Here is a 17,774-nt window from a genome sequence, read left to right as displayed (position 1 = left end):
CGCGGGGGCGCATCGTGGCGCGGACACCATCGTGGGTTCTGGTGTTTTGTCGCGGGCTTGCTTATCGCTGGGCGAAACGGCCGGAACGAGCATGCGCACCCCTCTGCTTTCCCCCTTTCGCAAGACCCGGCCGCCGTCCGAGCCGCGCATCGTTCGGGCCGGGCCGTCCGACAATCTGCGCGGGACCATGCTGATGGTGCTCAGCATGGCGGCATTCACCTGCAACGACGCGGTGATGAAGGCTGTGACCCAGACCCTGCCGCTGTACGAATCCGTCGCGTTGCGGGGCATGGCGGTGCTGGCGCTGATGGTGGCCGCTGCGCTGGTGCAGGGCGACGGGCTGCGGCTGACGGTGCCCCGGGGCGATGTGGCGGCGCTGGTGATCCGCACCGCGGCCGACATCGTCTCGACCCTGCTTTACCTGCTGGCGCTGCGGCAGATGGCATTGGCCGATCTGTCGGCCATCATGCAGGCGCTGCCGCTGGCGGTGACGCTGGCCGCGGCGCTGTTCTTTCGCGAACGGCTGGGCTGGCGGCGGCTGTCGGCCATCGGGGTCGGTTTCCTGGGGGTCCTGCTGATCCTGCGGCCGGGAACCGGGGCCTTCGACACATGGTCGGCGGTGGCGCTGCTCTCCATGCTGCTGATCGTCGTGCGCGACATCGCCACGCGGTATTTCTCGCGGCAGGTCGGCAGCGGCACCATCGCCTTTCATGCCGCGCTTGCGGTGATGCTGTCGGGGTTCGTTCTGGGCGTGGGCGAGGACTGGCGGATGCCCGACCTGCCCGAGGCGGCGCTGCTGCTGCTTTCGGCCGGGTTCCTGACCGTGGGGTATCTGACCGCCGTCGCCACGATGCGGGTGGGCGAGATTTCCTTTGTCGCCCCCTTCCGCTATACCTCGCTCGTCTGGGCGATCCTGCTGGGGCTGGCGCTGTTCGGCGAGTGGCCGGACGGCTGGACCTGGGCGGGATCGGCCCTGGTGGTGGGGGCGGGGCTATACGCGATCCTGCGCGAGCGGCAGTTGAGGGGCAGGGGATGACACGGATACAGATGCTGGGCCTGTGCCGCTTTTCCTACCTGGGCGGGCGCGGCTTTCAGGTCGAACACGAGAGCCTGGAGGACCGGCGGGCGTTCCTTTACGACCACGAGCGGCTGGCCCGGCGCTGGTTCTGGTTCGAAAACGTCACGCTGCCCGGGCTGGTGGCGCAGACCGATCCCGATTTCACGCTGGTGCTGATGACGGGCCCGGACCTGCCGGAACCCTATCTGTCGCGCCTGCGCGAACTGACCGAGCTGATGCCGCAGTTCAAGCTGGCCCTGGTGCCGCCGATGGACCGGCACCTGGACGCCTGCATGGCGGCGATCCGCCCGCACCTGGACCCCGATGCCGAGATCGTCGGCCATTTCCGCTCAGGACGACGACGACGCGGTGGCGGTCGACTACATCCAGCACGCACGCCGCGATTTCGCCATGATGCGGCCCCTGTGGAAGGCGCGGCGGCGCCTGTCCTGCGACTACTCCCGCGGGCTGGTGCTGAAGGCGACGGGGCAGGGGATCTCGGTCGAGCCGCGCATGATCTACAATGCCGTGGCCGGGCTGACCGTCTATCTGCCGCCTGATGCCGAACGCAGCATCATGCATTTCCCGCATTGGAAGATCGGCCTGTCGATGCCCGGCGTGACCCTGCCCGGCAAGGTGATGTTCGTGCGCTTCCTGAACCACGACAACGATTCCGGCGCCATCGGCGCGGGCTATGCCTGGGAGGGCGACCCCGATACCTGGCAGGCGCTGCTGGCCGACCGGTTCCGCATCGACCTGCCGACGCTCGACCGGGCGGCGCGCGACTTCGGCCTGCCCGGCGCGGCCCGCCCGCACTGGGGGCGCTAGGCGGGCGCTGTTGACTCGTCCCGCGATTCCCCCTATACGCCCCACACCCGGCGGGATTCCGCCCGGGTAGCCCAGAACCATCATGGTGACGATCCGGGCCGGATTTGCCCCGATCCTCTGGAAATTCGACCCGTCCTTTCCCCAGGGAACAGGATGGGTCGTGGCGTTTCGCGATGGGCGCGAACGTCGTCGAGAAGTGGCGCAGCAATCGCTGCGAGTATTGACGAAAGCAAGACGGGGAACCGAATGCCGACGATCCAACAGCTGATCCGCAAGCCGCGGCAGCCGAAAGTGCAGCGCTCGAAGTCGCAGCACCTGCAAGGGTGCCCGCAGAAGCGCGGCGTGTGCACGCGCGTCTATACCACGACGCCGAAGAAACCGAACTCCGCCATGCGGAAGGTCGCCAAGGTGCGGCTGACCAATGGCTTCGAGGTCATCTCCTACATCCCGGGCGAAAAGCACAACCTGCAGGAACACAGCGTCGTGCTGATCCGTGGCGGCCGTGTGAAAGACCTTCCGGGTGTCCGTTACCACATCCTGCGCGGTGTGCTGGACACCCAGGGCGTCAAAGACCGCCGTCAACGCCGTTCGAAATACGGCGCGAAGCGTCCGAAGTAAGGAGAGTCCGACATGTCACGTCGTCACGCCGCTGAGAAGCGCGAAGTTCTGCCCGACGCCAAGTATGGCGATCGCGTGCTGACCAAATTCATGAACAACCTGATGGTCGACGGCAAGAAATCGGTCGCCGAGCGCATCGTCTATTCGGCGCTGGACCGCGTCCAGGGCAAGCTGAAGCGCGAGCCGATCGAGGTCTTCCACGAAGCCCTCGACAACGTGAAGCCCTCGGTCGAGGTGCGTTCGCGCCGCGTCGGCGGTGCCACCTATCAGGTTCCGGTCGAGGTTCGCCCGACCCGCCGCGAGGCCCTGGCCATCCGCTGGCTGATCACCGCGGCCAAGAACCGCAACGAGCACACCATGGAAGAGCGTCTGGCCGGTGAATTGGCCGATGCCGTCAATGGCCGCGGCACCGCCGTGAAGAAGCGGGAAGACACCCACAAGATGGCCGACGCCAACAAGGCGTTCAGCCACTACCGCTGGTAACGGAAGGAAAGCCCTTAATGGCACGCGAATATCCGCTGGAGCGCTACCGGAACTTCGGGATCATGGCCCACATCGACGCGGGCAAGACCACGACGACCGAGCGCATCCTGTTCTATACCGGCAAGTCCCACAAGATCGGCGAAGTCCATGACGGCGCCGCGACCATGGACTGGATGGAGCAGGAAGCCGAACGCGGCATCACCATCACCTCGGCCGCGACCACGACCTTCTGGCAGCGCCACGAAGACACCGATTATGTCGAAGACCAGTCGCAGCGCTGCCGCTTCAACATCATCGACACCCCCGGCCACGTCGACTTCACCATCGAGGTCGAGCGCTCGCTGGCGGTTCTGGACGGCGCGATCTGCCTTCTGGACGCCAACGCCGGCGTCGAGCCGCAGACCGAAACCGTGTGGCGTCAGGCTGACCGCTACAAGGTTCCGCGCATCGTCTTCGTCAACAAGATGGACAAGATCGGCGCGGACTATTTCAACTGCGTGCGCATGATCAAGGACCGCACCGGCGGCACCCCCTGCCCGATCGCCCTGCCGATCGGCGCCGAGGACAAGCTGGAAGGCATCGTCGATCTGGTGAAGATGGAAGAGTGGGTCTGGAAGGGCGAAGACCTCGGCGCAAGCTGGGTCCGTCAGCCGATCCGCGAGGAACTCCAGGACCTGGCCGAGGAATGGCGCGGCAAGATGATCGAGCTTGCCGTCGAGCAGGACGACGCCGCCATGGAAGCCTATCTCGAGGGCGAAGAGCCCGACGAGGCGACCCTGCGCGCGCTGATCCGCAAGGGCACGCTGTCGCTGTCCTTCTTCCCGGTCACCGCCGGCTCGTCCTTCAAGAACAAGGGCGTGCAGCCGCTGCTGAACGCCGTGGTCGACTATCTGCCGGCGCCGACCGACGTTCCCGCCTACCTGGGCTTTGCTCCGGGCGACGAGACCGAGACCCGCAACATCGAGCGTTCGGCCGATGACAACCAGCCCTTCTCGGGCCTGGCGTTCAAGATCATGAACGACCCCTTCGTCGGTTCGCTGACCTTCACGCGCATCTATTCGGGTTCGCTCAAGAAGGGCGACCAGATGCTGAACTCGACCAAGGGCAAGCGCGAGCGCGTCGGCCGCATGATGATCATGCATGCGATCAACCGCGAGGAAATCGAGGAAGCCTTCGCCGGCGACATCATCGCGCTGGCGGGTCTGAAGGACACCACCACGGGCGACACGCTGTGCGACCCGAACAAGCCGGTGGTTCTGGAAACCATGACCTTCCCCGAGCCGGTGATCGAGATCGCCGTCGAGCCGAAGTCGAAGGCCGACCAGGAAAAGATGGGCCTCGCCCTTCAGCGCCTGTCGGCCGAGGACCCGTCCTTCCGCGTCGAAACCGATCTCGAATCGGGCCAGACCATCATGAAGGGCATGGGCGAACTTCACCTCGACATCCTGGATGACCGCATGAAGCGCGAATACGAGCCTGACGACCCTCGGCTGCGCCGCAGGTGGCCTACCGCGAAACCATCAGCCAGCCGGCCGAGATCGACTACACGCACAAGAAACAGACCGGCGGTACCGGCCAGTTCGCGCGCGTGAAGCTGCAGATCACCCCGACCGAGCCGGGCGAGGGCTATTCGTTCGAAAGCAAGATCGTCGGCGGTGCCGTGCCCAAGGAATACATCCCGGGCGTGGAAAAGGGTATCAAGTCCGTCATGGACTCGGGCCCGCTGGCCGGCTTCCCGGTGATCGACTTCAAGGTCGCGCTGCTTGACGGTGCGTTCCACGATGTCGACTCCTCGGTCCTGGCCTTCGAGATCGCCTCGCGCGCCGCAATGCGCGAAGGTCTGAAGAAGGCCGGCGCCAAGCTGCTGGAGCCGATTATGAAGGTCGAGGTGGTGACGCCCGAGGAATACACGGGTTCGATCATCGGCGACCTGACCAGCCGTCGCGGCATGGTTCGTGGCCAGGACACCCGCGGCAACGCGAACGTCATCGACGCCTTCGTGCCGCTGGCCAACATGTTCGGCTACATCAACAACCTGCGCTCGATGTCCTCGGGCCGGGCGGTGTTCACCATGCAGTTCGACCATTACGAGGCCGTGCCGCAGAACATCTCGGACGAGATCCAGAAGAAGTACGCCTGATCGGAACGGCGGGGCCCCGGCCCCGCCTCTCCACGTTGAGACAACAAGAATCCTAAGGAGCCCTGCTCATGGCAAAGGCAAAGTTTGAACGGACGAAACCGCACGTCAACATCGGGACGATCGGGCACGTTGACCACGGCAAGACGACGCTGACGGCGGCGATCACGAAATACTTCGGCGAATTCAAGGCCTATGACCAGATCGACGGTGCGCCGGAAGAACGCGCGCGCGGCATCACGATCTCGACCGCGCATGTGGAATACGAATCCGAGAACCGCCACTACGCGCATGTCGACTGCCCCGGCCACGCCGACTACGTCAAGAACATGATCACCGGCGCGGCGCAGATGGACGGCGCGATCCTGGTGGTGAACGCCGCCGACGGCCCGATGCCGCAGACGCGCGAACACATCCTGCTGGGCCGCCAGGTCGGCATCCCCTACATGGTCGTCTACCTCAACAAGGTCGACCAGGTGGATGACGAGGAACTGCTGGAGCTGGTCGAGATGGAAGTGCGCGAGCTTCTGTCCTCCTACGACTACCCCGGCGACGACATCCCGATCATCAAGGGCTCGGCGCTGGCCGCGCTGGAAGGCCGCGACCCGGAAATCGGCGAGAACTCGATCCGCGCGCTGATCAAGGCGGTGGACGAATACATCCCGACGCCCGAGCGCGCCATCGACCAGCCGTTCCTGATGCCGATCGAGGACGTGTTCTCGATCTCGGGCCGCGGCACCGTGGTGACCGGCCGTGTCGAGCGCGGCGCGGTGAACGTGGGCGACGAACTGGAGATCGTGGGCATCCGCGACACCCGCAAGACCACCTGCACGGGCGTCGAGATGTTCCGCAAGCTGCTGGACCGCGGGGAAGCCGGCGACAACATCGGCGCGCTCTTGCGCGGCGTGGACCGTGACGGCGTCGAGCGCGGCCAGGTGCTGTGCAAGCCGGGCTCGGTCAAGCCGCACACGACCTTCGAGGCCGAGGCCTATATCCTGACCAAGGAAGAGGGCGGCCGCCACACGCCGTTCTTCGCGAACTATCGCCCGCAGTTCTACTTCCGCACCACGGACGTGACCGGGACGGTGAAGCTGCCCGAGGGCACCGAGATGATCCATGCCGGGCAGGGCAGGCTGCGATACGGGAGGCAGTCCCTCGCCAGAAGGAAGCTGCGCTTCGCCAGAATACACGTCGGGCAAGCGACGTATGGCAGCTTGAAAACCAAGGCTGTCCCGGTCTGGCTGTTCTTCTTCGGGAAACAATGACATTCGCGCTGAAAAGGCTGTATCGCAGGCCATCGCGCCCCTGCGCAGGGGGCGGGCTTTTTGCGGGGGGGAGGGGCCGGGCGCTGCGCCTCACCACGCGGCCGGACCGGGGCGCTGCCCCGGACCCCGGGGTATTTTTCCAGAGAGAATGTGGGCTGGGGGAGGAAGCCCCGGGTGGGGGGTGAGCGGTCGGGTGTGGGTTGTCCAGTCAGGCGATTAAAGAATGGTGTAAACTCGCTAAGATCATCTATCAGATGCTTGTGGTTAATTCTCGCAACCACAATTCCCTCGTTGCGATCTGCGCACATATGATCCTCATCGTAAGCCTTCCAGTCCGTTGGCTGATCCTGACAGCAGCGCCGCTGTAGAGATATTCGCTGCCGTCCCGCAACGCAGAATTCTGTTTGCAGTCCCTTGTTCAACGAATCGTTTATTCTTCGCTCTGAGCAAAGATACCGCCGCGCACAACCTGCGGCAGGATTTCGTCGCTCGAAAGTTACTGGACAACGCTACACAGAATATATAGAAAAGACAAGTTCCGCTCCGCCTCGACAGACCGGAAATCGTTCTAGTATCGGGACCATGGGCGTCATCGTCGAGCTTTGTCAAACGCGCATCAAAACTGTTGAACGCCATTGCAATAGGTTCTGTATTGCGGTTTGTCCGCGAACACCTGACTCTCGGGTGCCCAGGCATTGCGGAAGGTTGGGGAACAATTCTTGTAAGCTGACCCGAGCGCCTGCCTCTGGCCCGGCTGGTTTCCCTTGGTGGCGATCCGGTGCTCCTTTGCCGGCCGATCCGGTCTCTCCAGGCCGGGGGCCTCATCGCGGACTGCCGCTCTGAGGGCGCTTGACGCGCCGGCGGTTTTCCTGCATAGGACCGCATCGCCGCCGGTTTCTCGAGAATCGGGCGGCATCCTGGGCCGGGCCGCCAACCAAGGCGGCCTGCCTTCGTTTTATACGGTCCGACGCTGGCGGGGCATGGTGCGCTGTCAGCCTCTCGACTGGAACTCCCCGTCAGAGGGATGACTATGCAAAGTCAGAATATCCGCATCCGACTGAAGGCGTTCGATTACCGCGTTCTGGATGCCAGCACGCAGGAAATCGTGAACACCGCCAAGCGCACCGGCGCCCAGGTCCGTGGCCCGATTCCGCTGCCCAACAAGATCGAGAAATTCACCGTTTTGCGCGGCCCGCACATCGACAAGAAATCCCGCGATCAGTGGGAAATCCGCACGCACAAGCGTCTGCTGGACATCGTCGACCCGACCCCCCAGACCGTGGACGCCCTGATGAAGCTCGACCTCGCCGCCGGCGTGGACGTCGAGATCAAGGTGTAAGGAGGCTGGACATGCTGCGGACTGGTGTAATCGCCAAGAAGCTGGGCATGACCCGGCTGTTCCTGGAAGACGGGCGTCAGGTGCCCGTGACCGTCCTGCACGTGGACAACGTGCAGGTCATCGCCAGCGCACAGCCGAGAAAGACGGCTATGTCGCGCTGCAGCTTGGCGCAGGCGAGGCGAAAGCCAAGCGCACGACCGCCGCGCTGCGCGGCCACTTCGCCAAGGCGAACGTCGCCCCCAAGCGCAAGATCGCGGAATTCCGCGTTGCGGCCGAAAACCTCGTGAACGTGGGCGAAGAGATCATCGCCGACCACTATTTCGCGGGCCAGTATGTCGACATCGCCGGCACCTCGATCGGTAAGGGCTTTGCCGGCGCGATGAAGCGCCACAACTTCGGCGGTCTGCGCGCCTCGCACGGCGTGTCGATCAGCCACCGCTCGCACGGTTCGACCGGCCAGTGCCAGGACCCCGGCAAGGTGTTCAAGGGCAAGAAGATGGCCGGCCACCTGGGTGCCGTGCGAGTCACCACCCAGAACCTGCAAGTCGTGCGCACCGACGCCGAGCGCGGCCTGATCATGGTCAAGGGCTCGGTTCCCGGTTCGAAAGGTGGCTGGGTCACGATCAAGGACGCCGTGAAGAAGCCGCTGGCCGAAACCACGATCTTCCCCGCCGCGACCCGCTCGAAGGCCAAGGAAGCCGCGCGTCTGGCCGAAGAAGCCGCCGCTGCCGCTGCCGCCGAGGAAGAAGCCGCCCGCAAGGCCCAGCTCGAGGCGGAAGCCGCGGCCCAGGCCGCTGCCGAGGCCGAAGCCCAGGCTTCGATCGAGGCCGACAAGGCTGCTGCCGATCCGAACGCCGCGCCCGAAGGAGATGAGAAATGAAACTCGATGTGATCACGCTCGATGCCGGCAAGGCCGGTGACATCGACCTGAGCGATGACATCTTCGGGCTGGAACCGCGTGCGGACCTGCTGCACCGCGTCGTGCGCTGGCAGCGCGCGAAGGCGCAGGCGGGCACCCATTCGGTGCTGGGCAAGTCGGATGTCAGCTACTCGACCAAGAAGATCTATCGCCAGAAAGGCACCGGCGGCGCCCGCCACGGTTCCCGCAAGGCGCCGACCTTCCGTCACGGCGGCACCTACAAGGGCCCGACCCCGCGCAGCCACGCCTTCGACCTGCCCAAGAAGGTTCGGGCCCTGGGTCTGAAGCACGCGCTGTCGGCGAAAGCCTCGGCGGGTGAGCTGGTCATCCTGGACAGCCTGAACCTGGCCGACGCCAAGACCGCCGCCGTCGCGAAAGCGGTCAAGGAAAACGGCTGGAAGCGCGTGCTGGTGATCGACGGTGCCGAAGTGAACGAGAACTTCGCCCGCGCCGCCCGCAACATCGAGGGCGTCGACGTGCTGCCCTCGATCGGTGCAAACGTCTATGACATCCTGCGTCGCGACACGCTCGTGCTGACGCGCGCCGGTGTCGAAGCTCTGGAGGCTCGCCTGAAATGAGCGTGAAACCCGAACATTACGACGTGATCGTCAAGCCGCTGATCACCGAAAAGGCGACGCTGGTGTCCGACGCCAACGCCTATGTCTTTCAGGTGGCCAAGGATTCGAACAAGCCCGCGATCAAGCAGGCTGTCGAAGCCCTGTTCAACGTCAAGGTGAAGGCCGTGAACACGACCATCACCAAGGGCAAGACCAAGCGTTTCCGCGGCCGCCCCGGCGTCCGCTCGGACGTCAAGAAGGCCTATGTGACGCTGGAGGCTGGCAACAGCATCGACGTGTCGACCGGCCTCTGATAGAAGCCTGCGAATCGACGGCCCCGGCAGCGGGGCCGTTCAATTTTGACTGAAACGGACCAGCTACGGTCCAAAGCAACGGAAGACAGAGAGCATGGCACTCAAGTCGTATAAGCCGACGACGCCTGGCCAGCGTGGGCTGGTTCTGATCGACCGTTCGGAGCTTTGGAAAGGGCGCCCGGTCAAATCCCTCACCGAAGGGTTGACCAAGAACGGCGGCCGGAACAACACCGGACGGATCACGATGCGCCGCAAGGGCGGGGGCGCGAAGCGTCTTTATCGCATCGTCGATTTCAAGCGCACCAAGTTCGATGTTTCGGCGACCGTCGAGCGGATCGAATACGATCCCAACCGCACCGCCTTCATCGCGCTGATCAAATACGAAGACGGCGAGCAGGCCTATATCCTGGCCCCGCAGCGTCTGGCCGTCGGTGACAAGGTCATCGCCGGTGCCAAGGTCGACGTGAAGCCCGGCAACGCGATGCCCTTCAGCGGCATGCCGATCGGCACGATCGTCCACAACGTCGAGCTGAAGCCCGGCAAGGGTGGCCAGATCGCGCGTTCGGCGGGCACCTATGCCCAGTTCGTCGGCCGTGACGGCGGCTATGCTCGATCCGCCTCAGCTCGGGCGAACTGCGCCTGGTCCGTCAGGAATGCATGGCCACCATCGGCGCCGTGTCGAACTCGGACCACTCGAACCAGAACCTCGGCAAGGCCGGTCGCAACCGCCACAAGGGCATCCGTCCCAGCGTGCGCGGCGTCGCGATGAACCCGATCGACCACCCGCATGGTGGTGGTGAGGGCCGGACCTCGGGCGGTCGTCACCCGGTCACCCCTTGGGGCAAGGGCACCAAGGGCAACAAGACCCGCACGAACAAGGCGACCGACAAATATATCCTGCGGTCGCGTCACGCGAAGAAGGGGCGTTAATCCATGGCACGTTCAGTTTGGAAGGGCCCCTTTGTCGACGCCTATGTGCTTCGCAAGGCGGAAAAGGCCCGCGAATCCGGCAAGTCGGATGTCATCAAGATCTGGTCGCGTCGCTCGACCATCCTGCCGCAGTTCGTCGGCCTGACCTTCGGCGTCTACAACGGCCACAAGCACATCCCGGTCGCCGTGACCGAGGAGATGATCGGCCAGAAGTTTGGTGAATATTCGCCGACGCGGACCTATTACGGTCACGCCGCCGACAAGAAAGCGAAAAGGAAGTAATCGTCATGGGTAAGGAACAAAATCCGCGCCGCGTGGCGGAGAACGAGGCGTTCGCCAAGACCAAGATGCTTCGCACCTCGCCGCAGAAGCTGAACCTGGTCGCGGCGCTGATCCGCGGCAAGAAGGTGGAGAAGGCCCTGGCCGACCTGACCTTCTCGCACAAGCGCATCGCCGTCGACGTCAAGAAGTGCCTGCAGTCGGCCATCGCGAACGCCGAGAACAACCACAACCTCGACGTCGACAACCTGATCGTCGCCGAGGCCTGGGTCGGCAAGAACCTGGTCATGAAGCGTGGCCGTCCGCGCGCCCGTGGTCGTTACGGCAAGATCATGAAGCCGTTTTCAGAAATCACCATCAAGGTGCGTCAGGTCGAGACCATCGAAGCCGGGGAGCGTGCGTAATGGGTCAGAAAGTCAACCCCATCGGGATGCGTCTTCAGGTCAACCGCACCTGGGACAGCCGCTGGTACGCGGACGACAAGGACTACGGCAATCTGCTGCTGGAAGACCTGAAGATCCGCGACTTCATCCATGAAGAAGCCAAGCAGGCCGGCGTCAGCCGCGTCATCATCGAGCGTCCGCACAAGAAGTGCCGCGTCACGATCTATGCCGCGCGCCCGGGTGTCATCATCGGCAAGAAAGGCGCCGATATCGAGACCCTGCGCAAGAAGCTGGCGAACTTCACCGCCTCGGAACTGCACCTCAACATCGTCGAGGTCCGCAAGCCCGAGCTGGACGCCCAGCTGGTCGCCGAGTCGATCTCGCAGCGCTGGAACGCCGGGTGTCGTTCCGCCGCGCCATGAAGCGCGCCGTGCAGAACGCGATGCGCATGGGCGCCCTGGGCATCCGCGTGAACGTCGCCGGCCGTCTGGGCGGTGCCGAGATCGCGCGCACCGAATGGTATCGCGAAGGCCGTGTGCCGCTGCACACCCTGCGCGCCGACATCGACTATGCGCTGTCGGAAGCGACCACCCCCTATGGGATCATCGGTGTGAAGGTCTGGATCTTCAAAGGCGAGATCATGGAGCATGACCCGCAGGCCCGCGACCGCCGCGCCACCGAGGCGCAGGACGGTCCGGCTCCGCGCGGTCCGCGTCGTGACCGCGACGCGCGCTAAGGAGTAGTCAAAATGCTGCAACCGAAACGGACCAAGTTCCGCAAACAGCACAAGGGCCGGATCCACGGCGAGGCCAAGGGCGGTTTCGCCCTGAACTTCGGCTCGTTCGCGCTGAAGGCCACCGAGCCCGAGCGCGTCACCGCCCGCCAGATCGAAGCGGCCCGCCGCGCGATCACCCGCCACATGAAGCGTCAGGGCCGGGTCTGGATCCGGATCTTCCCGGACGTGCCGGTTTCCTCGAAGCCGACCGAAGTGCGGATGGGTAAGGGCAAGGGTTCGGTCGATTACTGGGCGGCCCGCGTCCATCCCGGCCGCATCATGTTCGAGATCGACGGCGTGTCCGAAGAGATCGCGCGTGAAGCCCTGCGCCTGGGGGCGAACAAGCTGCCGGTGCTGAGCCGCATCGTCGCCCGCGAAGACTGGTAAGCCCGTCGCGGCCATGTCAGATCAGCGCCCCGCCCGGGAAACCGGCGGGGCGTTTTCCTTGGGAAATACGCGAATCCGCTTGCCAAGACGGGCCCGGGCCTGTATGGGCAAGCCTTCATCACGAAACTCCACCGGAATCAGGGTTGCCCTGGCAGCAGGGGCCCTCCGGTGATGTTGAAAGGATTAGGCGCATGAAAGCGCAGGAACTGAAAGACAAGACGCCGGATCAGCTGAAGGAACAGCTGCTGTCGCTGAAAAAGGAAGCGTTCAACCTGCGCTTCCAGCAGGCCACCGGCCAGCTCGAATCGACCGCCCGCATGCGCGCCGTCCGCCGTGACGTCGCCCGTGTGAAAACCATTCTGAACCAGAAAGCGGCCGATGCCGCGGCGTCGAACTAAGGAGCCCGGTCCATGCCCAAACGCATCCTGCAAGGCAAGGTCGTCAGCGACAAGAACGAACAGACCATCACCGTCCTGGTCGAGCGTCGCTTCAAGCACCCGCTGCTGCACAAGACCGTGCGGTCGTCCAAGAAATACCGCGCCCACGACGCGGAGAACCAGTTCAAGGTCGGTGACACCGTTCGCATCGTCGAATGCGCGCCGATCTCGAAAACCAAGCGCTGGACCGTTCTGACCGAGACCGCGGAAGCGGCCCAGGCCTGATCTGACCAGATTAATCGAAACCCTGGGGCCGGTCCTTCCGGTCCCCAAAGGTCGGGAGTAACCCAATGATCCAGATGCAGACCAATCTGGATGTCGCTGACAACTCCGGCGCTCGCCGGGTGCAGTGCATCAAGGTCCTGGGTGGTTCGCACCGTCGCTATGCGTCGGTGGGCGACATCATTGTCGTTTCCGTCAAGGAAGCCATTCCGCGCGGCCGCGTGAAGAAAGGTGACGTCCGCAAGGCCGTCGTCGTGCGCACCGCCAAGGAAGTGAAGCGCGAGGACGGCACCTCGATCCGCTTCGACCGCAACGCCGCCGTCATCCTGAACAACCAGGGCGAGCCGGTCGGCACCCGGATCTTCGGGCCGGTCGTGCGCGAGCTGCGCGCCAAGAACTTCATGAAGATCATCTCGCTCGCGCCGGAGGTGCTGTAATGGCTGCCAAGCTGAAAAAGGGCGACAAGGTCGTCGTGCTGGCCGGCAAGGACAAGGGCAAGCAGGGCGAGATCACCGCAGTGTTCCCGAAAGAGAACAAGGCGGTCGTTGACGGCATCAACATCGCTATCCGTCACACCCGCCAGAGCCAGACCTCGCAGGGCGGCCGCGTGGCGAAAGCCATGCCGATCGACCTGTCGAACCTCGCGCTGCTGGACAAGAACGGCAAAGCGACCCGGGTCGGCTTCCGCGTGGAAGACGGCAACAAGGTCCGTTTCGCCAAGACCACCGGAGACGTGATCTGATGCTGGACCAAGCCAACTACACGCCGCGCCTGAAAGCGCAGTTCCGCGAAACGATTCGCGCTGCGATGAAGGAAGAGTTCGGCTACAAGAACGACATGCAGATCCCGCGTCTGGACAAGATCGTCCTGAACATGGGCATCGGCGAGGCCGTCAAGGACACCAAGAAGGTCAAGCAGGGCGCCGAGGAGCTTTCGCTCATCGCCGGCCAGAAGGCCGTCATCACCAAGGCCAAGAAATCCATCGCCGGCTTCCGCGTCCGCGAGGAGATGCCGCTGGGTGCCAAGGTGACGCTGCGCGGCGACCGGATGTATGAATTCCTGGACCGCCTGATCAACATCGCGCTGCCCCGCGTCCGCGACTTCCGCGGCGTCAAGGGCACGGCTTTCGACGGCCGCGGCAACTATGCCATGGGCCTGAAGGAGCACATCGTTTTCCCGGAAATCAACTTCGACAAGGTCGACGAAGTTCTGGGGATGGACATCATCATCTGCACCACCGCGAAGACCGACGCGGAAGCGAAGTCGCTGTTGAAGCATTTCAACATGCCGTTCAGCAACTGATCGCGGAGGGAAGAAGATATGGCTAAGAAATCCATGGTCGAGCGCGAGAAGAAGCGCGAGCGTCTGGTTCAGAAATACGCCGCCAAGCGCGCTGCCCTGAACGAGGTGATCCACGACCAGTCCCGCCCGATGGAAGAGCGCTTCAAGGCCAGCCTGAAACTGGCTGAGCTGCCGCGCAACTCCTCGGCCACGCGTCTGCACAACCGGTGCGAACTGACCGGTCGTCCGCACGCGTATTACCGTAAACTGAAACTGTCGCGGATCATGCTGCGCGAGCTCGGCTCGTTCGGTCAGATCCCCGGCATGGTCAAATCGAGCTGGTAAGGGGGCAACATGTCGATGAACGATCCGCTCGGCGATATGCTGACCCGCATCCGCAACGCTCAGATGCGCGGCAAGTCGACCGTCCGCACGCCTGCGTCCAAGCTGCGCGCTTGGGTTCTGGACAGTGCTGAAAGCCGAAGGCTACATCCGCGGCTATGAGGAAACCACGACCGAAGCCGGTCACAGGAACTGGAAATCAGCCTGAAGTACTACGAAGGCACTCCGGTCATCCGCGAACTGGCCCGCGTCTCGAAGCCCGGCCGCCGGGTCTACGCTTCGGTCAAGGACATCCCGCAGGTCCGCAACGGCCTCGGCGTCTCCATCGTCTCGACGCCCAAGGGCGTCATGTCGGACGCAGCAGCACGCAACGCCAATGTCGGCGGCGAAGTGCTCTGCACCGTGTTCTAAGGAGGGCAGAGATGTCTCGGATTGGTAAAAAGCCGGTCGCTCTCCCCAAGGGCGTGACCGCAGAGATCAAGGGCCAGACGATCGAGGTGAAGGGGCCGAAAGGCACCCGCAGCTTCACCGCGACCGATGACGTGACCCTGGCGCTGGAAGACGGTTCGGTGAAGGTGACCCCGCGCGGCGCCTCCAAGCGGGCCCGCCAGCAGTGGGGCATGACCCGCTCGATGGTCGAGAACCTGACTGTCGGCGTCAGCACCGGCTTCAAGAAAGAGCTTGAAATCCAGGGCGTGGGCTACCGCGCCTCGATGCAGGGCAAGACCCTCAAGCTGGCTCTGGGCTATTCGCACGACGTGAACTTCGAAACGCCGGAAGGCGTGACGATCACGGCGCCGAAGCAGACCGAGATCGTGGTGGAAGGCATTGACCAGCAGCTGGTCGGCCAGGTCGCCGCGAACATCCGCGAGTGGCGCCAGCCCGAGCCCTACAAGGGCAAGGGCATCCGCTACAAGGGCGAGGTCGTCTTCCGCAAGGAAGGCAAGAAGAAGTAAGGGGCGCATGAAATGGCACTGAACAAGAAAGAGCTGTTCCAGAAGCGCCGCCTGCGCGTGCGGAACAAACTGCGGGCCATCGCCAACGGCCGCCCGCGGCTGTCGGTCCACCGGTCGTCCAAGAACATCAGCGTCCAGCTGATCGACGACATTCGGGGGATCACCCTGGCTGCGGCCTCGTCCCTTGAAAAGGACCTGGGCGTGGTCGGCAAGAACAACGTCGAGGCCGCCGCCAAGATCGGCGCGGCGATCGCCGAGCGGGCCAAGCAGGCCGGGGTCGAGGAAGTCATCTTCGACCGGGGCGGCTTCCTGTTCCACGGCAAGATCAAGGCGCTTGCCGACGCAGCCCGCGAAGGCGGCCTGAAGTTCTGATCTTGCGGGCGGCGCGTTCCGAAAGGGCGCGCCGCCCCGATGATCCGGGGGCTTTCGCCCACCAGGATTGGACTCAACGGGCGCGGACCGCGCGCCATCGTATAAGGAATGCCTGATGGCAGAACGTGAAAACCGCCGGGGCCGTCGCGAAGAGCGCGAGGAAACCCCGGAATTCGCCGACCGTCTGGTCGCGATCAACCGCGTCTCGAAAACCGTCAAGGGCGGCAAGCGCTTCGGCTTCGCGGCGCTCGTCGTGGTGGGCGACCAGCGCGGCCGCGTCGGCTTCGGCAAGGGCAAGGCCAAAGAGGTCCCCGAGGCGATCCGCAAGGCGACCGAGCAGGCCAAGCGCGGCCTGATCCGCGTCCCGCTGCGCGACGGCCGCACGCTGCACCATGACATCGAAGGCCGCCACGGCGCCGGCAAGGTCATCATGCGCACCGCCGTCCCGGGCACCGGGATCATCGCCGGCGGTCCGATGCGCGCCGTGTTCGAGATGCTGGGCGTCCAGGACGTCGTGGCCAAGTCGCAGGGTTCGCAGAACCCCTACAACATGATCCGCGCCACCATCGACGGCCTGAAGAAGGAAGCCTCGCCCCGCAACGTCGCCCAGCGTCGTGGCAAGAAGGTGGCCGAGATCCTGCCGCAGGACAACAAGCCGGCTGAAGCCGCCGTCGAAGCGTAAGGGAGAGGACACATGGCCAAAACCATCGTCGTCAAGCAGATCGGCTCGCCGATCCGCCGCCCCGCCATCCAGCGCGAGACGCTGAAAGGCCTGGGCCTGAACAAGATGAACCGCACCCGCGAGCTGGAAGACACCCCGGCCGTGCGCGGCATGGTCGCCAAGATCCCGCATCTGGCGGTCATCATCGAAGAGCGCGGCTGAGCCGCCGCCCTTCGGGTTCGTCGAAGAACAGAATGCGCGCCTCGGGTTCTCCGGGGCGCGCGTTTTTCATGACCGGGCGGAGGTCCCCGGGCCCGTTAACCCTTTGCTAAGGGATCGCCGCTAGGCTCGGCCGGATCGCGCCCCGCATAGGAGGTCGGCCGTGTCGCGCAGAGTCGCCTGTTGCCTGTCGCTTATCCTGGCCCTGCTGGCCCAGGCTGCGGCCGCCGGTCCCTGGCCCCGGGCCGAGGATGCGGTCTTTGTCGCGCTGTCGACCGAACGTGACCGCGACGACAACAGCTATTCCAGCCTCTATGCCGAATACGGGCTCAGCCCCCGCAGCACGCTGGGCTTCGAACTGGGCCACGGCAACGCGGGCGAAACCAGCGCCATGGTCTGGTTCCAGCGCGCGCTGGACCGTGGCAGGGGGGCGGATCGCATCGTCCTTTCGACCGGGACGGGCGCCATCCGGCGCGACGGCGAACTGATTCCCCAGGCTCAGGTCGGCGCGGCCTGGGGCAGGGGCCTGGGCAGCGTGCCCGGCCTGCGCCGCATTCCCGGCGGCGGCTGGCTGGCGGTGGACGCCCGCGTCAAGGTCGCCGGCGCGATGAAGGACCAGGCCGAGATCGAGGCGCTGGCTGCCCAGGGCGCAGGCCTGCTCAGCTACCTGACGCCGGAAACCGTCGCCAAGGCCGAACTGACGCTGGGCTGGCACGCGACCGACGGGCTGATGCTGGTGAACCAGCTGCGGCTCGAGGAACGCGACGACACCGGCTTCTCCTCGAAGCTGGTGGTGTCGGTGGTGGGGGACCTGCTGGGGCCGGCCAAGCTGGAGCTGGGGGTGATCGGCCCCCTGTCGGGACAGGGCGAACAGGCCATCAAGATCGGCACCTGGTTCGAGTTCTGACCCCTGGCTTGACCCAGGGGCGCGCAGCCGCTAGAAGCCGCCGGTGCCCTTGCGGGCATCCGACTCAAGCCAAGCAAGAAACGCCGTGTCCGCCCCCTTCGCTTCA

22 protein-coding genes and 6 pseudogenes are annotated in these 17,774 nt (G+C 64.7%); all 28 read left to right on the top strand.

Features of this window, described 5'->3' with window-relative positions; translation table 11 throughout:
* Positions 1 to 91: 91 nt before the first annotated feature.
* The 28 genes and pseudogenes from DPM13_RS06160 to DPM13_RS06030 all read left to right on the top strand — a co-directional run bounded on the left by DPM13_RS06160 (position 92) and on the right by DPM13_RS06030 (position 17,668).
* A complete protein-coding gene (locus tag DPM13_RS06160; RefSeq protein WP_112887653.1) occupies positions 92 to 1,036 on the top strand; it encodes a DMT family transporter in 945 nt (314 codons plus the stop codon).
* Positions 1,033 to 1,347 (top strand): annotated as a pseudogene (locus tag DPM13_RS24905) (glycosyltransferase); the annotation flags it as partial. The gene DPM13_RS06160 and the pseudogene DPM13_RS24905, both read left to right, overlap by 4 nt.
* A gap of 34 nt (positions 1,348 to 1,381) precedes the next feature.
* On the top strand, positions 1,382 to 1,885 hold the full coding sequence (locus tag DPM13_RS24900; RefSeq protein ID WP_262983266.1) for a putative rhamnosyl transferase: 504 nt from the start codon (positions 1,382 to 1,384) through the stop codon (positions 1,883 to 1,885).
* A 246-nt stretch (positions 1,886 to 2,131) separates the two neighbouring features.
* On the top strand, positions 2,132 to 2,503 hold the full coding sequence (gene rpsL, locus DPM13_RS06150) for a 30S ribosomal protein S12 (protein WP_022705687.1): 372 nt from the start codon (positions 2,132 to 2,134) through the stop codon (positions 2,501 to 2,503).
* 12 nt (positions 2,504 to 2,515) lie between these two features.
* The gene (gene rpsG, locus DPM13_RS06145) at positions 2,516 to 2,986 is read left to right on the top strand and encodes a 30S ribosomal protein S7 (RefSeq protein WP_028718456.1); all 471 of its coding nucleotides are present in this window, start codon (positions 2,516 to 2,518) and stop codon (positions 2,984 to 2,986) included.
* 17 nt (positions 2,987 to 3,003) lie between these two features.
* Positions 3,004 to 5,126, top strand: a pseudogene (fusA, locus tag DPM13_RS06140) (elongation factor G).
* A 68-nt stretch (positions 5,127 to 5,194) separates the two neighbouring features.
* Positions 5,195 to 6,388, top strand: coding sequence for an elongation factor Tu (tuf, locus tag DPM13_RS06135; protein WP_189654856.1), 1,194 nt, complete (start codon positions 5,195 to 5,197; stop codon positions 6,386 to 6,388).
* Positions 6,389 to 7,418: 1,030 nt separating this feature from the next.
* Positions 7,419 to 7,727, top strand: coding sequence for a 30S ribosomal protein S10 (gene rpsJ, locus DPM13_RS06130; RefSeq protein WP_010400227.1), 309 nt, complete (start codon positions 7,419 to 7,421; stop codon positions 7,725 to 7,727).
* An 11-nt stretch (positions 7,728 to 7,738) separates the two neighbouring features.
* Positions 7,739 to 8,607 (top strand): annotated as a pseudogene (gene rplC / locus DPM13_RS06125) (50S ribosomal protein L3).
* Positions 8,604 to 9,224 (top strand): 50S ribosomal protein L4, encoded by a 621-nt coding sequence (gene rplD / locus DPM13_RS06120; RefSeq protein WP_028718451.1) that lies wholly within the window; start codon positions 8,604 to 8,606, stop codon positions 9,222 to 9,224. Before rplC ends, rplD begins: the two are co-directional and overlap by 4 nt.
* On the top strand, positions 9,221 to 9,517 hold the full coding sequence (locus DPM13_RS06115) for a 50S ribosomal protein L23 (RefSeq protein ID WP_112887652.1): 297 nt from the start codon (positions 9,221 to 9,223) through the stop codon (positions 9,515 to 9,517). Before rplD ends, DPM13_RS06115 begins: the two co-directional genes overlap by 4 nt.
* A gap of 94 nt (positions 9,518 to 9,611) precedes the next feature.
* A pseudogene (gene rplB / locus DPM13_RS06110) lies at positions 9,612 to 10,447 on the top strand (50S ribosomal protein L2).
* A 3-nt stretch (positions 10,448 to 10,450) separates the two neighbouring features.
* The gene (gene rpsS, locus DPM13_RS06105; protein ID WP_028713570.1) at positions 10,451 to 10,729 is read left to right on the top strand and encodes a 30S ribosomal protein S19; all 279 of its coding nucleotides are present in this window, start codon (positions 10,451 to 10,453) and stop codon (positions 10,727 to 10,729) included.
* 5 nt (positions 10,730 to 10,734) lie between these two features.
* Positions 10,735 to 11,130, top strand: a complete 396-nt coding sequence (rplV, locus tag DPM13_RS06100; RefSeq protein ID WP_036761965.1) for a 50S ribosomal protein L22 — start codon at positions 10,735 to 10,737, stop codon at positions 11,128 to 11,130.
* Positions 11,130 to 11,845, top strand: a pseudogene (rpsC, locus tag DPM13_RS06095) (30S ribosomal protein S3). Before rplV ends, rpsC begins: the two are co-directional and overlap by 1 nt.
* Before the next feature lie 12 nt (positions 11,846 to 11,857).
* Positions 11,858 to 12,271, top strand: a complete 414-nt coding sequence (gene rplP / locus DPM13_RS06090; RefSeq protein ID WP_028718446.1) for a 50S ribosomal protein L16 — start codon at positions 11,858 to 11,860, stop codon at positions 12,269 to 12,271.
* A gap of 191 nt (positions 12,272 to 12,462) precedes the next feature.
* A complete protein-coding gene (rpmC, locus tag DPM13_RS06085; RefSeq protein ID WP_028718445.1) occupies positions 12,463 to 12,669 on the top strand; it encodes a 50S ribosomal protein L29 in 207 nt (68 codons plus the stop codon).
* Between the two features lie 12 nt (positions 12,670 to 12,681).
* Positions 12,682 to 12,933 carry a 30S ribosomal protein S17 gene (gene rpsQ / locus DPM13_RS06080; protein ID WP_028718444.1) on the top strand — a complete coding sequence of 84 codons (252 nt, stop codon included), beginning with the start codon at positions 12,682 to 12,684 and terminating at the stop codon, positions 12,931 to 12,933.
* Between the two features lie 65 nt (positions 12,934 to 12,998).
* Positions 12,999 to 13,367, top strand: a complete 369-nt coding sequence (rplN, locus tag DPM13_RS06075) for a 50S ribosomal protein L14 (RefSeq protein ID WP_010400243.1) — start codon at positions 12,999 to 13,001, stop codon at positions 13,365 to 13,367.
* A complete protein-coding gene (gene rplX, locus DPM13_RS06070) occupies positions 13,367 to 13,672 on the top strand; it encodes a 50S ribosomal protein L24 (RefSeq protein ID WP_028718443.1) in 306 nt (101 codons plus the stop codon). The genes rplN and rplX overlap by 1 nt, the downstream gene beginning before the upstream one ends.
* Positions 13,672 to 14,232: a 50S ribosomal protein L5 gene (gene rplE, locus DPM13_RS06065; protein WP_036761963.1), complete on the top strand. Its 561-nt coding sequence runs from the start codon at positions 13,672 to 13,674 to the stop codon at positions 14,230 to 14,232. The genes rplX and rplE overlap by 1 nt, the downstream gene beginning before the upstream one ends.
* An 18-nt stretch (positions 14,233 to 14,250) precedes the next feature.
* Positions 14,251 to 14,556 carry a 30S ribosomal protein S14 gene (rpsN, locus tag DPM13_RS06060; protein ID WP_028718441.1) on the top strand — a complete coding sequence of 102 codons (306 nt, stop codon included), beginning with the start codon at positions 14,251 to 14,253 and terminating at the stop codon, positions 14,554 to 14,556.
* Positions 14,557 to 14,565: 9 nt separating this feature from the next.
* Positions 14,566 to 14,964: pseudogene (gene rpsH / locus DPM13_RS06055) on the top strand (30S ribosomal protein S8).
* A gap of 11 nt (positions 14,965 to 14,975) precedes the next feature.
* The gene (gene rplF / locus DPM13_RS06050) at positions 14,976 to 15,509 is read left to right on the top strand and encodes a 50S ribosomal protein L6 (RefSeq protein WP_028718439.1); all 534 of its coding nucleotides are present in this window, start codon (positions 14,976 to 14,978) and stop codon (positions 15,507 to 15,509) included.
* A gap of 12 nt (positions 15,510 to 15,521) precedes the next feature.
* On the top strand, positions 15,522 to 15,881 hold the full coding sequence (gene rplR, locus DPM13_RS06045; RefSeq protein ID WP_036761961.1) for a 50S ribosomal protein L18: 360 nt from the start codon (positions 15,522 to 15,524) through the stop codon (positions 15,879 to 15,881).
* A gap of 115 nt (positions 15,882 to 15,996) precedes the next feature.
* A complete protein-coding gene (gene rpsE / locus DPM13_RS06040; RefSeq protein ID WP_028718437.1) occupies positions 15,997 to 16,563 on the top strand; it encodes a 30S ribosomal protein S5 in 567 nt (188 codons plus the stop codon).
* A 12-nt stretch (positions 16,564 to 16,575) separates the two neighbouring features.
* Complete coding sequence (gene rpmD / locus DPM13_RS06035) at positions 16,576 to 16,764, top strand: 50S ribosomal protein L30 (protein ID WP_011747117.1); 189 nt, start codon at positions 16,576 to 16,578, stop codon at positions 16,762 to 16,764.
* Positions 16,765 to 16,924: 160 nt separating this feature from the next.
* Positions 16,925 to 17,668 (top strand): hypothetical protein, encoded by a 744-nt coding sequence (locus DPM13_RS06030; protein WP_112887651.1) that lies wholly within the window; start codon positions 16,925 to 16,927, stop codon positions 17,666 to 17,668.
* The last annotated feature ends 106 nt before the right edge of the window (positions 17,669 to 17,774 follow it).

The organism is Paracoccus mutanolyticus, from assembly GCF_003285265.1.
GTDB classification, from domain to species: Bacteria; Pseudomonadota; Alphaproteobacteria; order Rhodobacterales; family Rhodobacteraceae; genus Paracoccus; species Paracoccus yeei.
This window is presented reverse-complemented; position numbering and strand designations above follow the sequence as displayed.